Source organism: Stenotrophomonas sp. SXG-1 (assembly GCF_014083965.1).
In the GTDB taxonomy this organism is placed as follows: Bacteria; Pseudomonadota; Gammaproteobacteria; order Xanthomonadales; family Xanthomonadaceae; genus Stenotrophomonas; species Stenotrophomonas geniculata.
Window position 1 is genome coordinate 4,436,850 of record NZ_CP046588.1, and the last position, 15,615, is coordinate 4,452,464.

Sequence of the window (15,615 nt, forward strand, 5' to 3'; positions counted from 1 at the left end):
GGCGAGACCAGCGGCCCGCGCGCGCAACGTCAGGTTGGGCGCGAGCGCGAGCCGTGCGTCCGTCCTTGCCCGACCTTCAGCAGCCGCCAATGTCCCCCATTTCGATCCTCCTGATCGGCTTTGCCATGTCCACCGATGCCTTCGCCGCGGCGATCGGCAAGGGTGCGGCCATGCGCAAGCCGGTGTTCCGCGATGCACTACGTGCAGGCATCATCTTCGGCGTCATCGAGGCGATCACGCCCATCATCGGTTGGCTGCTCGGCCGCGCCGCGCTGCGGTACGTGGAAGCCTTCGACCACTGGATCGCCTTCGGCCTGCTCGGCGCGCTGGGCATCCACATGATCTACAACGGCCTACGCCCCGACAGTACCGAGGAAGACGACGACCCTTCGCAGCACCACGGCTTCTGGAAGCTGGCGCTGACCGGGTTCGCCACCAGTATCGACGCGATGGCGGTGGGCATCGGCCTGGCCTTCATGGACGTGCATATCGGCGTGATGGCAGCGGTCATCGGCCTGTGCACGCTGACCATGGTCACCGTCGGCATCATGCTCGGCCGCGTGCTGGGCAGCATGGTGGGCAAGCGCGCCGAGATCATCGGTGGCGTGATCCTGGTGATCATCGGCGCGACGATCCTGTACGAGCACCTACACGGCGCGGGGTAACGCGTCGGAAGTGAGCGATTGCGTGGTTGCCGGCTAGCGGCCGGCACTACCTGGCATCGCATCCACGCATGGCGTGGATCTACTGCGCATCGCGCAGCGCGCCCAGGAAGGCGCGCAGCGAGGCCGGCTTGATCGGCTTGGTCAGCACGCGGTAGCCGCGTTCGCGCGCCATCCGCTTCAACTCGTCGCGACCATCGGCGGTCAGCAGCGCGCCGGGCAACGGGTAGCCCGCAGCCTCGCGAAGTGCCACCAGCGCATCCAGGCCATCCATGCGGTCGTGCAGGTGGTAGTCCACCAGCATCACCTGCGGGCGCTCGGCAATCTTCTCCAGCGCCTGGTCGACGGTGGCAGCGGTGATCACCTGCACCTGCCAACGGCCAAGCAATGCGCGCATGCCGTCCAGGATCTCTTCGTCGTTGTCCACGCACAGTACGCGCAGGCCGGCCAGCGAATCGCTGCGCACCGGTGCGGCCACCGCCTGTACCGGCGTGGCCAGCTCGGTGTAACCCGGCAACGGCGCCACACGCGGCAGGATGATCGAGAACATCGATCCCTTGCCGACGCGGCTGCGTGCATTGAGGCGATGGTCAAGCAGGCGCGAGATGCGCTGGCAGATCGACAGGCCCAGCCCCAGCCCCTGCTCGCCCCAGTCGAACGGCTGCTGGTAGCGGTGGAACTCGTCGAAGATCTGCCGCATGTGGTGCTCGGGAATGCCGGGTCCGGTATCCCATACCTGCAGCTCCACCTCATCGCCACGATGGCGCACCGCCAGCACGATGCGCCCCTGACGGGTGTAGCGCAACGCGTTGGCCAGGAAATTCTGCAGCACGCGGCGCAGCAGACGGCGGTCACTGCGTACCCACGCCGGGCGCGCGAACAGGTCCAGGCGCAGGCCACGACCTGCAGCCACCGGCGTGTACTGCGCCGCCAGTTCGCGCATCAACGCACTCACGTCGAACTCGCCGATGACCGGGTGCAGGCCACCGGCATCCAGCCGCGACACGTCCAGCAGGCCATCCAGCAGTTCTTCGGCCGCGCGCAGCGAGGCATCCACGCGTTCGGCCAGGTGCTTCTGTTCGTCGCTCACGTGGTCGCTGTCGCGCAGCGCCGAAGCGAACAGGCGCGCGGCGTTCAGCGGCTGCAGCACGTCGTGGCTGATCGCCGCCAGGAACCGCGTCTTCGACTGCTGCGCGACCTCGGCCTCGTGCGAGCGCTCGGCCACGCGCTGTTCCAGCGTCTCGTTGGCTTCCAGCAGTGCTTTTTCCGCGTGCTTGTAGTCGGTGATGTCGTTGTAGCTGGTCACGTAACCGCCGCCGGGCAGCGCCTGCCCACGCATCTCGATCACCTTGCCGTCGCTGCGGGTGCGCTCGAACACGTGCGGTGAACCGGCACGCATGTAGCCGATGCGGCGGTTGATCTGCACTTCGATATCGCCCTCGCCCAATTCGCCGCGCTCGGCGTTGTAACGGATCAGGTCGGCCACCGGGCGGCCCACATAGAGCATGCCGTCGGGGTAGCCGAACATGTCCTGGTAGCGACGGTTCCACGCGGTCAGCCGCATGTCTGGATCGACCACGCTGACCCCGGCGCTGATGTTCTCCAGCGTGGTCGACAGGATCTCGCGGTTGAAGCGCAGCTCCTGCCCCGCTTCGTCCAGCACTGCCACCACTTCACCCAGGTCCATGCCCGACCCGCGCAGCAGGCTGGTCAGCAGCAGGCGCGCCGATGCCGCGCCAATCGACGCGGCCAGCAGGCGTTCGGTGAACTGCACCCACGGCCGGTCGGCGGGCGCCGAGGATTGCAGTTCACGGCCCAGTGACTGCGCCTGCTCGAAGAACGAGCGCCGCGCATGGCGCTCGCCGACCACGCGCGAGGCCAGCGCCAGCAGATCGCCCACATGCACGTGACCCGGCCAACCGCCGGCCACCGACGGGCGCTCGGCATAGGGGTCGAGGAACGGTGCCGCACGCAGCCGCTCGTCCACGCCGGGGCGCCAGCGCGCGGACACCAGCATCATCGTCGCCGCGTTGACCAGCAGTGACCAGAACGTGCCGTGGGTCAGCGGATCCCAGCCGGTCATGCCGAACAGCTGCTGCGGGCGCAGCCACTCGATGCCGAACGGACCATGCTGCACCCAGGCGGCATCGACCCAGCCGGCCATGGTCATCGCCGGCAGCAGCAGCGTGTACAGCCACGTCGCGAAGCCGAGCAGCATGCCCATCTCGACGCCACGGCGGCTGGCGCCGCGCCAGTACAGGCCACCGATCAGGCCCGGCGCGAACTGCGCCACTGCAGCGAACGCCATCAGGCCGTACGACGCCAGCGTGCTGTCGTTGCTGCTGGTGCGGTAGTAGCTGTAGGCCATCAGCGCCAGCAGCAGGATCGCCAGGCGACGGATCCACAGCACGCGCGAGGCGACATCGGCCGCTTCCTGGTGGTCGCCACTGCGGCGCAGCAGCACCGGCATCACCAGGTCGTTGCTGACCATGGTGGCCAGCGCGATGGACGACACGATGACCATGCCGGTGGCGGCAGAGAAACCGCCCACATAGGCGATCAGCGCCAGCGCATTGCGGCCTTCGGCCAGCGGCAGGGCCAGCACCATCGAATCGTCGGCAACGCTGCCGCCGGTGCCGAACAGGGTCACGCCGGCGGTGGCGATTGGCAGCACCATGCCCGAGATCAGCACAAGATAGCCACCGAACATCCAGCGCGCGCGGCGCACATCGCGCACGTCACCACATTCGACCACGGCCACGTGGAACTGGCGCGGCAGGCAGATGATGGCCAGGAAACTCAGCAGCGTCTGCGAGATGAATCCCACCGGCGGCAGGCCGGTGAACAGCGTATGCACCGACTCGACCACTGCGTCGGTGCGGTTGCTCAGCCACAGGTAGGCGAACACGCCCACCGCCACCATCGCCAGCAGCTTGATCACCGATTCGAAGGCGATCGCCAGCATCATGCCGTGGTGGTGCTCGGTGGCATCGACCTGGCGGGTGCCGAACAGGGTGGCGAACAACGCCATCAGCAGCGCCACGTACAGCGCCGGATCGGTGAAGAAGCCGGTCGGGCCGGTGTTGCCGGTCAGTACCTGCAGGCTCATCGCCACTGCTTTGTACTGCAGCGCCAGGTACGGAATGATGCCGATCAGCGCGATGATCGCCACCAACGCCGCCAGCCGCCGCGAACGGCCGAAGCGCGAGGAGATGAAATCGGCGATGGAAACCACGTTCTGGCTGCGCGCGATCAGCGCCAGGCGCTCGATGATGCGCCAGCCGAACAGCAGCAGCAGCAGCGGGCCGATGTAGATGGGCAGGTAGCCCACGCCGTTGCGCACGGCGGTGCCGACCGCGCCGTAGAAGGTCCACGACGAGCAGTACACGGCCAGCGCCAGGCTGTAGACCACCGGCCGCAGCCACGGCCGGTCGGGATACATCGGTCGACGGTCACCCCACCACGCCACGCCGAACAGCAGCGCAGCATAGGCAACCGAGACCAGCAGCAGGATCCAGCTGGAGACCACGCGTGCGTTTCCGTCGGAAGAACCCGCAGTGTAGGCCAGGCGTGGCCGGTGGTGCGGGCTCGTTGGGGCAACCACCCCCACCAGGGTGGGGGCCTACGCGGTGCGGGCCACGACCGTTGGTCGTGGCCGGCTTCTTACTGGGCCGGCACGCCCATTTCCTTCAGCAGCTCGGGCGCCGGGTAGACCTTGGCCAGCAGCCAGCGCAGGTAGCGCATGTCTACGTGCACGGCGCGCTTGTAGCGCGGATCGAACCACCAGCTGGCGCTGACCGACTCCCAGTTGCTGTCGAAATTCAGGCCGATCAGTTCGCCCTTGGCGTTGAGCACCGGCGAGCCGGAGTTGCCGCCGGTGGTATCCAGGTTGGTCAGGAAGTTGACCGTCTGGGTCTTCAGCGCCGGGTCGGCGGTGCTGCCGAAATCACCCTTGGCGATCGCCGCCAGCAGCGGCTTGGGTGCATCGAACGGGTAGGCGTTGGTGTTCTTCTCGACGATGCCGGCCACGGTGGTCACCGGCGAATAGGTCACGCCATCACGCGGGTGCAGCGCCTCGACCTTGCCGTAGCTGATGCGCAGCGTGCGGTTGGCATCCGGGTACACCGCGCGGCCCTGCTTGGCACGCCAGGCGAACAGCGCCTGCATGTAGGCCGGGCGCAGGCGCAGCTGCTCGCCTTCACGGGTCTTGCTCTCGTTCTCGATGCGCAGCTGCGCGGCCACCAGCGGGCCGGCCACGGCGATCAGCGGATCGGCGGCAAGTGCCTTGCCTTCGCGGGCGGCGGCGAAACGGTACAGGCGTTGCGCCTCGTCACCCAGCTGGGTGCCGGCGTAGAGGGTGTCCAGCGCCTTGGACAGCTGGGCCGGGGTACGGCCGAAGGCGGCGTCGAACTCGGCCACGCGCTGCGCGTCCGGCAGCTGCTGGTAACGGGTCAGCAGGGTGGTCAGCAGCGCCTTCTCGACCTCCGGCGCGTAACGGCGCTGGACCTGCTTGAGCACGCCTTCGATCATCGCCTGGTCGCGCTGCTGGAAACCGCTCTCGCGCTGCGCGTCCGGCTTCGCCGATTCGATGCGCAGGCGCTCCAGCAGCAGCGCAGAGCGCAGCAGCTGGCTCTGCGCGGCCATCTGGTCCAGCAGCAGGTCGCGCTCGCCCACCGCCGCACCCTGGGACAAGTTGGTCAGCAGCGCCTTGATGTCGCCCTGATACTTGCGGTCGGTGGCAGCCAGCATCGCCGTCTCGTCGGCGGCACGCTGGGCCTTGGCGTCGCTGCGCAGCAGGCCTTCCAGCTCACCGGCGGCGCGCTTGCGGTTGTTCTTCAGCGACTGCAGCTGCGAGGCATAGCGGGTACGCGCCTGCGCGTCCTTGGCGGTGGCGGCCTCGATGGTGTCGATCATCTGCTGGAACACCGACACGCGGCGCGGCAGCACGGTATCGATCTGGCCGGCGAATTCAGCGGCGGTGCGATGGCGGTAGGTGATGCCCGGGTAACCGGCCAGCATCGCGTAGTCGCCTTCCTTCGGGCCTTCCACCGACATCTGCAGGTGTGCCGGTGCCTGGTAGGGCACGTTGTCCTTGCTGTAGGCGGCCGGCTTGCCGTCCTTGCCCACGTAGGCGCGCAGCAGGGTGAAGTCGCCGGTGTGGCGCGGCCACATGAAGTTGTCGATCTCATCGCCGTAGTTGCCGATCGCACGCGGCGGCGCATACACCAGGCGCACGTCGCTCAGTTCCAGCTGGGCGATGCGGTAGAAGTCGGTGCCGTAGTACATGTTGGCCACCGAGCAGCGCACGCTGCCGTCCTTCTCGCACTCGGCCACGATCTGCTTGCTGGCCGCATCCACCGCATCGAAGTAGGCGCGACCGGTCTTGCCACGCGCCTGCGCCAGCACCTGGTCGGTCACCTTGTCGAAGCCGACGGTGACCAGCACGCGGAAGTCCGGGTTGGCCGGACGCTCGTCGGCACGGTCCTTGGCGATGAAGCCACCGTTGATCAGGTCGTGCTCGGGCGAGCTGTTGTACTGGATCACGCCCATCGCCACGTGGTGGTTGGTCAGCAGCAGGCCGTCGGCGGACACGAACGAACCGGTGCCGCCACCGGCACGCACCACCGCGCTCAGTGGCGGCGCAGTGACGTTGGCCAGGTCGGCCGGATTGCCCTTGAAACCGGCTGCCTGCAGCGGCTTGGCCAGTTCCGGCAGCTGGGTCGGCATCCACATGCCTTCGTCGGCGTGGGCACCGGTGGCGAGGGTCAGGCCCAGGGCCAGGGCGGTGGGAAGGGCTTTGCGTGGTGACATGAGGCAATCCGGTACGACAGAACAGCCCGGGACCATAGCCGCTGGGGCCGGATGGGGCAACGCCCGATGGTTGGGGGCCTGTCAGGTAGAGCCGAGCCCTTGCTCGGCTGCTCTTCCGTCAGTCCGCGCTGCGCGCGTGAGCCGAGCATGGCTCGGCTCTACAGAAATCCCCCGTGGCTCTACTTCTCCCGCCGCCAGTTGATCGACCCACGGTTTTCCACCGTGCTCGATTCCACTTCCACGTCGAAGCCGCGACGCAGCAGGTACTTCAGCGTGATCACCGAACCGGCACCGACCAGCGACACGCCGTAGCCGACGTACAGCTTGGGCGAGATGTACTTGCCGACACCGATCACCGAGCCGCCCAGCGCGCGCGACTGGCTCACACCGGCGTCGTCCAGGCCCAGCTTGGCGCCCAGCTGCGAAGCCAGCAGGCCGCTGCCGGCCGAGAGCGCCGCGGAAGCCGCGTTGACCTGCTGGGTCTGGTCGCTGCTGGCACCGGTCAGGCTGCGGCCCAGCACCAGGTAGGCCAGTGCTTCGGACTGCGACATCGCCGGCTCGGACCACACGTCCGCACGCGGCTGCTGCGCACGCCCGGTCACGTCGATGCCGGCGGTGACATCACCGATCCGGCGCTCGGCACGGATGTTGATGCGCGGGTCGGACACCGCGTTGTAGTTCCAGGTGAGGTTGCCACGGGTGATGGTCAGGTCCTGACCGTACGCCTTGTAGCGGCCACTGACTTCCAGCCCGCCATTGGCGGTCATTTCGCGGCCAGGCTTGGCCCAGACCTGCATCTTGCCGGTCAGCGCACCCTTCAGGCCGAAGCCGGTCATCTTCACCTTGTCGCCAAGGCTGACGGTCAGGTCCATGTCCAGCGGCGAGGTGCGCGACTCCTCCGGATCGGCCGGGTCCAGCACCACCACGTCTTCGGACACCGAGGTGCCACGGTCCAGGCGCTCAAGGTCGATATCGGCCTCGGGCACGTGCACGGTGCCACGCAGCTCCATCGCCGCCTTGGCCAGGGTGAAGTCGAGGTTGGGATTGGCGACGATGCGCAGCTCGCTGGTGTTGGACAGCAGCACGTTCTCGCCGTGGATCTTCAGCTGCAGCGGCTGTGCATCGCCAAACCAGGACAGGCCACCATCCACGTACAGCGTGCCCTGACCAGAGTTGGCCTGCGCGGTGATCTTGGCCGAACCGTCGGGCTGCGCCACGAAGCTGCCCTTGCCCTGGTCGAAGGTCAGGCCCAGCGCGGGGAATTCACCCTTGAAGTTGCTCAGCTGCGCGTCGCCACCCAGCGACGGCTGGCCACGCGTACCACGCAGGCTGACGTGGCCCTCGATCAGGCCGGTCGGTCGCACGATGTCCGGCGAGAACAGCTCCAGCCAGTACAGCCGCGACATATTGAGGTAGAGCTCGCCGTTCAGCGGTGCACTGGCTTCCCAGCCGGTCTGCATCCTGGCATCGACGAAGCCGTTGCCCTGGAAGCCCATGCCCAGATAGCCCTTGATGCTGGCCGGGGTCATGTCGAGCTTGAGCGAGAACTGGTCATAGCGCACCAGCTCGCCGCGGGTGGTGTCCCCCACGGTGTTGCGGTTCTCACCCAGGCGCACGCCGCCTTCCTTCGAGCGCACTTCCACATGGCCTTCCCATGCATTGCCGCGCGGGCGGATCTGCGCGTCCAGGCTGACATCGCCACGCAGGTAGATGCGACGGCCGGACTGCGGTGGCAACCACGGCTGCACCAGCGCAAGCGGCAGTGCATCACTGCGCACCACCAGGCCCTCGCGCGGCCAGTTGGCCTGTGCGCACAGCGTGCCGCTGCTGGTCGCGGCCAGGCACGCTTCGCCCAGGGTGTAGGTGCTGCCGTTGATCGCGAACGCCGCCGGTGCACGCAGCGACCAGGCATCGCCCTTCACCGGTGCGATGCGCAGCGCGGCCAGCTCGCCACGCCACTGCGCGCCCTGCTGGCGGACGCTGCCCTGCAGCTCGATCGCGCCCATCTCGTTGCGGGTCTGCGCCGCCAGGCGCAGGTTGGAGACACTGCCCTGCGCATCCACGTTCAAGCGTTCCAGCAGCATGCCGGCATTGACCTGCTGGCCCTGGATCGCCAGCGTGCCGCTGTCGCCGCGCCACGGCAGGTGGCCCTTGATGCTCACGCTCTCGGCGCCGTAGCCGTCCCAGTTGAGGTTGTTGCCGACCAGGTCGGCGGTGATGTCCGGCGCATCGCGCGGGCCCTTCACCTGTACCTGGCCACGCAGGCCGCCATCGGCGCCCGGCAGCAGATCGCTCAGCTGCAGTGGCTCGAAGCGTGCATCGATGTCGAGGCGATCACCGACCTTGCCCGACGCGGTCACCCGGCTGCTGCCCAGCGACAGCTTCAGGTCACCCTGGCCCTGCGCGCCCTGCAGCGCGAACTTGCCCTGCGCGTCGAGGTTGCGCTGGCGCAACACGCCCTTCAACGACGGCAGATCGACCGTGGCTTCCAGCGTGCCGGCGGTACCCGGCGGTGCGTTTGCCGGCGGCGGCAGCTGGCGGCCCTTGGAGGCCAGGTTGCCGGACAGGCGGCCATTCCAGCCCGGCACGAAATAGCCGGGGTCGAAATCCTTCAGCGTGGCCTTGGCATCCCAGTCCAGCTGCGGTGCCCACGCCACCTGGCCTTCCACCTGCAGCTGGCCACCCGGCGTCTGCGCCTGCAGCTGGTGGATCGACGCGGCCTGATCGTTGCCGCGCACGTCGAAGTGCAGCTGCGCCTTCTGCGCGTCGCGCTCGACCTCGGCGCGGCCGATCGCCGCCCAGGCCTTCAGGGTACCGGCCAGACCGAAGCGTGCTTCCTTCAGGGTGACCGGCACCGGTGCGCTGCCGGCGGTGTTCGGATCGGGCGCCGGTACGTAGGTCAGATCATGGGCGACCACCGAGAAGTTGAGCTTCTGCTGGTCTTCCTGGCTGAAATCGGCGGTGCCTTCCAGGCGCACCTCACCGCCAAGCCCCTTCACCAGCAGCGGTGAGACCTTCAGCACCTGGTCCTTCAGCGACACCACCGACGGTGCCAGTTCCAGTGCCTGATCGCCCTGCTTCACCTTGCCACGCAGGTTGGCGTTGCCGCCCTTGCCGGCAGCGGTGAAGTCCAGTGCCAGTGGTGCGATCGCCGAGCTGGCCAGTGCCGGCGACAGCAGCGCCAGATCCAGCTCGTCGCTGCGGATGCTGGCGCTCCAGCTCGGATCGGTGCGGCCATCGAACACCAGCATCGCGTGCAGCGGCTTCGGCGCGCGCCCAGCTACGGCCACCTCCATGTGCGACAGGTCGCCACGGGCGACCAGGCCGACGGTGGCGGCCGTGCGGCCACGCGGCGCCGGCAGCACGGCGGTGACGGTCACGTCGGTGTCGTAGTCCTTGGCCGGGATATAGCGGCCCTGGGCAGTGAAATTGCCCATGTCGCTGTCCACCACCAGTTTGTGCGCCTGGAACTCGCCGTTGGCGATCTCGATGCCACCACGCACGCGGCTGATGTCGATCACCGGCTCGTTGGCCTGGCTGATGCGGAAGCCATCGATGGCGATGGCATCGGCCTGGATCGCCAACGGCATCTCGATCTGCGGCAGCGAATCCGGCCACGACGGCAGCTTGAACGGCTCGTCACTCTTGGCCAGGTTCAGCGTCGCGTTGGTCAGCTCCAGCTTGTCCAGCAGCAGCTTGCGGCCCAGCAGCGGACGCAGGTCCGGCTCCAGGTGCGCGCGCTCGGCGTGGAAATGGATGTCGTCGTAGCGGAAGTCGACGTTGTACAGGGTCAGCGGGCCGGCCACCGGGCCGTCTACCTTGTCCCAGGTGAAGCTGGCGCCCACCGGCAGCCGCGCCACCACCTGTGCCAGCAGCACGTCACGGCCGGCTACGGTCTGCAGCAGCCAGTAGACCGCCAGCAGGGCCAGCAGTACCAGGCCCAGCACGCCCACACCCGACCAGGCCCAGAAGCGGCGGCGGCGGTAGAAGCGCACGCGCGGCGGCGTGGTCGGGTTCGGAGTGGGTGCGGGCGTACTCACAGGTCCGCTCCGATGTTGAGGTACAGCTGGAACTGCGAATCGGGGTTGTTCAAGCCATGCGCGATATCCACGCGCACCGGGCCCACCGGCGATTTCCAGCGCACGCCGAAGCCGACGCCGGTGTGCAGATCAATGGTGTTGTCGAAGGCGCTGCCGGTATCGACGAACACCGCCGCACCCCAGGGGCCACCATTGAAATAGTGCTCGTACTCGGCCGAGCCGATCACCAGGTTCTTGGCACCCAGCGCGTATTTGTCCGGTGCAGGGGTCCGCGGGCCCACCTCGCGGTAGGCATAGCCGCGGATGCTGCGGTCACCACCGGCGAAGTAGCGCAGGCTCGGCGGCATCGCCACCAGATCGCTGGTCCAGGTGGTGCCACCCTCGCCGCGCAGGATCAGGCGGTTGCTTTCGCCCACCGGGATGTACCAGCGCAGCACGGCGTTGGCCTGCACGAAGCTGGTGTCCGAGCCGGCACCTTCAACGCCGGCACGCATGGTCGCGGTACCGCTGATGCCCTTGCGCGGGAACAGTTCGTCATCGACGTTGACGTAGTCAGCGACCAGCTGCGGGTAGACCAGCGTCGAGGTGTTGTAGACCGCGTCGGTGAATTCGGTGCCGGAGGCATAGCGCCAGCGCTCGCGCAGCGCGTTGATCGAGGCGATCGCGGTCCAGTGTTCGTTGATCTCGCCGCTGCGGCTGGCGATCAGCTTGAAGTTGCGCAGGTCGATGTAGTCGGTCTGCTCGTCGTAGGCGCTGGCAGCGAAGGTGTACCAGCCATCAAGCCAGTTGAAGGCCGGAATGCGGTAGCTGGTGACCAGGCTCTTGCGCTTCTGCGCATAGTCCAGCTGCGTGTTCATCTTGTGGCCGCGGTTGTTCAGCCACCGCCGTTCGATGCCACCGCGCACACCCGGGCCACTCTCGCTGCCGTAGCTCAGACCCGCGGTGTAGATGGTGCGCTTGGCACGGGTCAGCTTCACATCCACTGGCACTTCGCCATTCGCATCGGCCTGGTCGGGCCGCGGCTGGATGTCGATCACGCTGAAATAGTCCAGCTTGGTCAGCGACTCGCGCAGCCGGTCCAGCTTGCCCTCATGGAAATAGCTGCCCTGGTCCCAGTACACCAGCGGGTCGAACAGCTTGTCGACGAAGTAATCCTGCTCGAAACGCACCGGCCCCATGTTGTAGCGGCGACCGCTGTCCCAGGTCAGGTCGATGTCGGCGGCGTTGTCGGCACGGGTGATCTGCACCTGGCGCTGGGTGTAGTCGGCATCGAAATAACCACGCTCCGCCAGGCGACGGGTGACGGTGATCTTGCTGGCTTCGTACTGCGTGTGCTCGAAACGCTGGCCCTTGCGCGGCTTGAACGCGGCCAGGTCGTCCTGCAGGTACTGGTCGTACATCGCCGGTCCGGTGATGTCGATGTGCTCGCGGCGGACGGTCACCGGGGTGCCCTTGTCGACATGGATCAGCACGCGCACGTGCTCGTCCTCGCGCGGCGCCTCGACCTTGATCACCGGGTTGTAGTACCCGAACGGTTCCAGTGCCTGGCGGGTCTGCCGCTCGGCCTGCGACAGCAGGTACTCCAGGCGCGATTCGCCCTGTTCCTTGCCGATCGTGTCGTACAGCGACAGCGATTCCTGGATGTTCTCGATGATTGCGGCGTCGTCGCCCTTGTCCAATCCCTTGATGTCCACCTTGTCGATGGTGCCGCGCGCGTGGACCACAGAGGTGGCGGCCAGCGACAGGACCATCAGTGGCAGGGCGTATTTCTTTGGCTGCATGCGGCACAGCATACCGACCGAAGGTGACGATGCGAAATGCATCACGTCATTGGGGATCGGTTGTTAAGTGGCGGTCAAAATACGCGCCTTTGTGGCGATCATCGTGATCGCAGGCGAGGATGCCGGCATCGTGCGCGATGCCGGCAATGACCCCGATGGACATCCACCGGCACTACCGGTGGGTGCCAAGCATGCTTGGCACTACATCTCAGCTCGACAGATGCTCGATTGCCGCGACCTTGCCCAGGCGCTCGCCCAGCATCGTCAGCAGCGCCAGGCGGTTGCCACGCAGCGCCGGATCTTCCGCGTTGACCATCACGCCATCGAAGAACGCGTCGACCTGCGGGCGCAGGCGCGCCAGGCGCGCCAGCACGGCCACGTAATCCTTCTGGTGGAGGCTGGCGCCGGTGTCGTCGATGGCGGCGGTGACCGCTTCGGCCAGCGCGCGCTCGGCGTCTTCCTGCAGCAGCGCCGGGTCGATCTGGCTGGGAATCTCGCCTTCGGCCTTGCGCAGGATGTTGCGGATGCGCTTGTTGGCCGCGGCCAGCGCTTCGGCTTCCGGCAGCGCGGCGAAGGTGCCGATCGCATCCAGGCGGCGGTCAAAGTCATACAGCGAGGCGGGCTTCAGCTCGGCCACGGCGTTGAAGTGCGTGGCCGGCACGCCCTTGTCAGCGTAGTAGCCCTTCAGGCGGTCAAGGATGAAGTCGTACAGTTCGCCGATGTCGGCCTGCACGTTGCGCGCGGCCAGGCCGGCGTTGGCACTGGCCAGCAGCGCGCGCAGGTCCAGCTCGAAGCCGCTTTCGATGATCGTGCGGGCCAGGCCCAGCGCGTTGCGGCGCAGGGCGAACGGGTCCTTGTTGCCGGTCGGCTTCAGGCCTGCGGCGAAACCACCGGCCAGGGTGTCCACGCGTTCAGCAATCGCCAGCACCTTGCCCAGCGGCGACAGCGCGATGTCGTCACCGCCGAAGCGCGGCTGGTAGGCCTCGTCGATGGCCAGCGCCACCTCGGCCGATTCACCGCCGGCCACGGCGTAGTGGCGGCCGGCGATGCCCTGCAGTTCCGGGAATTCGTTGACCATGCGCGACTGCAGGTCGTTCTTGGCCAGCTGCGCGGCGCGCCTGGCCTGCGCGGCGTCAGCACCGACCTGCGGCGCGATCACTTCGGCCAGGGCGGCCACGCGCGCCACCTTGTCGGCCACGCTGCCCAGCTTGGCCTGGTAGGTCACCGTCTTCAGGCCGTCGCCCATCGATACCAAGCCCTGCTTCAGGTCCTCGTCGAAGAAGAACTTGGCATCGGCGAAACGCGGACGGATCACGCGCTCGTAACCCTTGGCCACTTCGGCCACGTCCCTCGATTCGATGTTGGCGATGCCGATGAACTTCTCGGTCAGCGTGCCGCTGTCATCCAGCACCGGGAAGAACTTCTGGTTGATCTCCATCGTCTCGATCAGCGCTTCCTGCGGCACCGCCAGGAACGCGCGCTCGAAGCTGCACAGCACCGCCGACGGCCACTCGACCAGGTTCACCACCTGCTCCAGGTTGTCGTCGGTGATGCGGGCGCTGCCACCGGCCTTGGCCGCAGCGGCCTCGACCTCGGCGACGATGCGCGCACGGCGCTCGCTCGGATCGACCAGCACGAACGCAGCGCGCAGGGCTTCAACGTAGTCCTGCGGCTGCGCCAGCGACACGGTCTGGTCGTGGTGGAAGCGGTGGCCACGGCTGACGCGGCCAGCCTGCAGGCCGAACAGTTCGGCCTCGACCACGTTGGTGCCGTGCAACAGCACCAGCCAGTGCGCCGGGCGCGCGAAGCCCCAGGCGTGGTCGCCCCAGCGCATCGGCTTGGGAATCGGCATTGCCGCGATTGCCTCGCGCAGGATCTCCGGCAGCAGGCTGGCAGTGCTCGCGCCCGGGGTCACCGCGCGGTGCACGAAGCGCTCACCCTTGTTGTCGGTGGTCTTTTCCAGCGCGGTCCAGTCGATCCCGGCCTTGGCGGCGAAACCCTGCAAGGCCTTGGTCGGCTGGCCTTCGGCGTCCAGCGCGATGTTCAGGTACGGGCCCAGCACTTCGCTGTGCTGTTCCGGCTGTTCCAGGCCGACGCCCGGCAGCAGCACGGCCAGTCGGCGCGGGGTCGACAGCGGGCGCGCATCGCCCAGTTCCAGCGCGACGCCGCGCTTGCGCAGGCCTTCGACGACTCCGTCGAAGAACGCCTGGGCCAGGCCCGGAAGCGCCTTGACCGGCAACTCCTCGGTGCCCAGTTCGATCAGCAGGGGGGACAGTTGGCTCATCGGTTCGATCCTGTGATGGGGGCGCAGCGCGCAACGCGTCCGGCGCCCCGGAAGTTGAGAGAGGGAGGGAGCGGCCGTCAGGCCTTCTTCGCGCCCGGGAAGCCCAGCTTCTCGCGCTGCTCGTAGTACGCCTTGGCCACCGCCTGGGCCAGCGCGCGCACGCGCAGGATGTAGCGCTGGCGCTCGGTCACGCTGATCGCACGGCGTGCATCGAGCAGGTTGAAGGTGTGGCTGGCCTTCATCACCTGCTCGTAGGCCGGCAGCGGCAGGTTCACTTCCACCAGCTTCTGCGCTTCACGCTCGCAGGCGTCGAAACGGTGGAACAGCTCTTCCACGTCGGCGTATTCGAAGTTGTAGGTGCTCTGCTCCACCTCGTTCTGGTGGTAGACGTCACCGTAGGTCACCGGCTGGCCGTCCGGGCCGTAGGTCCAGACCAGGTCGTAGACGTTGTCGCAGTTCTGCAGGTACATGCACAGGCGCTCGAGACCGTAGGTGATCTCGCCCAGCACCGGGCGGCATTCCAGGCCACCGGCCTGCTGGAAGTAGGTGAACTGGGTCACTTCCATGCCATTGAGCCAGACTTCCCAGCCCAGGCCCCAGGCGCCCAGGGTCGGCGATTCCCAGTTGTCTTCCACGAAGCGCAGGTCGTGCACCAGCGGATCGATGCCCAGTGCCTTCAGCGAATCCAGGTACAGCTGCTGGATGTTGTCCGGCGCCGGCTTCATCGCCACCTGGTACTGGTAGTAGCGCTGCAGGCGGTTCGGGTTCTCGCCGTAACGGCCGTCGGTCGGGCGTCGCGACGGCTGCACGTAGGCCGCGTTCCAGCTTTCCGGCCCGATCGCACGCAGGAAGGTGGCCGGGTGGAAGGTACCGGCACCCACCTCCAGGTCGAGCGGCTGGATGAGCACGCAGCCCTGCTGGGCCCAGAACTGGTTCAGGGTCTGGATCAGGCCCTGGAAGGTGATCGGAACGGTCGGGGTCGCGGACATGCGTACGAGTCTTGGCCGGCAAGGGGGTGCGCTAGTATAACGGCCGAC

Annotated in this window: 7 protein-coding genes; 1 reads left to right on the plus strand and 6 read right to left on the minus strand. The window is 67.5% G+C overall.

Annotated features, from left to right (window positions below; translation table 11 throughout):
- Positions 1 to 89 precede the first annotated feature (89 nt).
- Positions 90 to 665, plus strand: coding sequence for a manganese efflux pump MntP (locus GOC52_RS20255; RefSeq protein WP_191850350.1), 576 nt, complete (start codon positions 90 to 92; stop codon positions 663 to 665).
- 79 nt (positions 666 to 744) lie between these two features.
- Here GOC52_RS20255 and GOC52_RS20260 read toward each other — a convergent pair whose 3' ends face one another.
- The 6 genes from GOC52_RS20260 to glyQ form a co-directional block, all read right to left on the minus strand.
- Positions 745 to 4,191: a hybrid sensor histidine kinase/response regulator gene (locus tag GOC52_RS20260; protein ID WP_109813706.1), complete on the minus strand. Its 3,447-nt coding sequence runs from the start codon at positions 4,189 to 4,191 to the stop codon at positions 745 to 747.
- Between the two features lie 134 nt (positions 4,192 to 4,325).
- Entirely contained in the window at positions 4,326 to 6,473 is a 2,148-nt protein-coding gene (locus GOC52_RS20265) for a S46 family peptidase (protein ID WP_191850352.1), read from the minus strand.
- 179 nt (positions 6,474 to 6,652) lie between these two features.
- A complete protein-coding gene (locus tag GOC52_RS20270) occupies positions 6,653 to 10,513 on the minus strand; it encodes a translocation/assembly module TamB domain-containing protein (RefSeq protein ID WP_049454226.1) in 3,861 nt (1,286 codons plus the stop codon).
- Entirely contained in the window at positions 10,510 to 12,306 is a 1,797-nt protein-coding gene (locus GOC52_RS20275) for an autotransporter assembly complex protein TamA (protein ID WP_082587830.1), read from the minus strand. Before GOC52_RS20275 ends, GOC52_RS20270 begins: the two co-directional genes overlap by 4 nt.
- A 196-nt stretch (positions 12,307 to 12,502) precedes the next feature.
- The gene (gene glyS, locus GOC52_RS20280) at positions 12,503 to 14,578 is read right to left on the minus strand and encodes a glycine--tRNA ligase subunit beta (protein ID WP_049413207.1); all 2,076 of its coding nucleotides are present in this window, start codon (positions 14,576 to 14,578) and stop codon (positions 12,503 to 12,505) included.
- Positions 14,579 to 14,655: 77 nt separating this feature from the next.
- Positions 14,656 to 15,567, minus strand: a complete 912-nt coding sequence (gene glyQ / locus GOC52_RS20285) for a glycine--tRNA ligase subunit alpha (protein WP_019337946.1) — start codon at positions 15,565 to 15,567, stop codon at positions 14,656 to 14,658.
- Between the last annotated feature and the right edge of the window lie 48 nt (positions 15,568 to 15,615).

Bases quoted from the DNA above. Each gene is read 5' to 3' on its own strand.
- GOC52_RS20255 (WP_191850350.1), top strand. From the start codon at position 90: ATGTCCCCCATTTCGATCCTCCTGATCGGCTTTGCCATGTCCACCGAT.
- GOC52_RS20265 (WP_191850352.1), bottom strand. From the start codon at position 6,473: ATGTCACCACGCAAAGCCCTTCCCACCGCCCTGGCCCTGGGCCTGACC.
- GOC52_RS20275 (WP_082587830.1), bottom strand. From the start codon at position 12,306: ATGCTGTGCCGCATGCAGCCAAAGAAATACGCCCTGCCACTGATGGTC.
- glyS (WP_049413207.1), bottom strand. From the start codon at position 14,578: ATGAGCCAACTGTCCCCCCTGCTGATCGAACTGGGCACCGAGGAGTTG.
- glyQ (WP_019337946.1), bottom strand. From the start codon at position 15,567: ATGTCCGCGACCCCGACCGTTCCGATCACCTTCCAGGGCCTGATCCAG.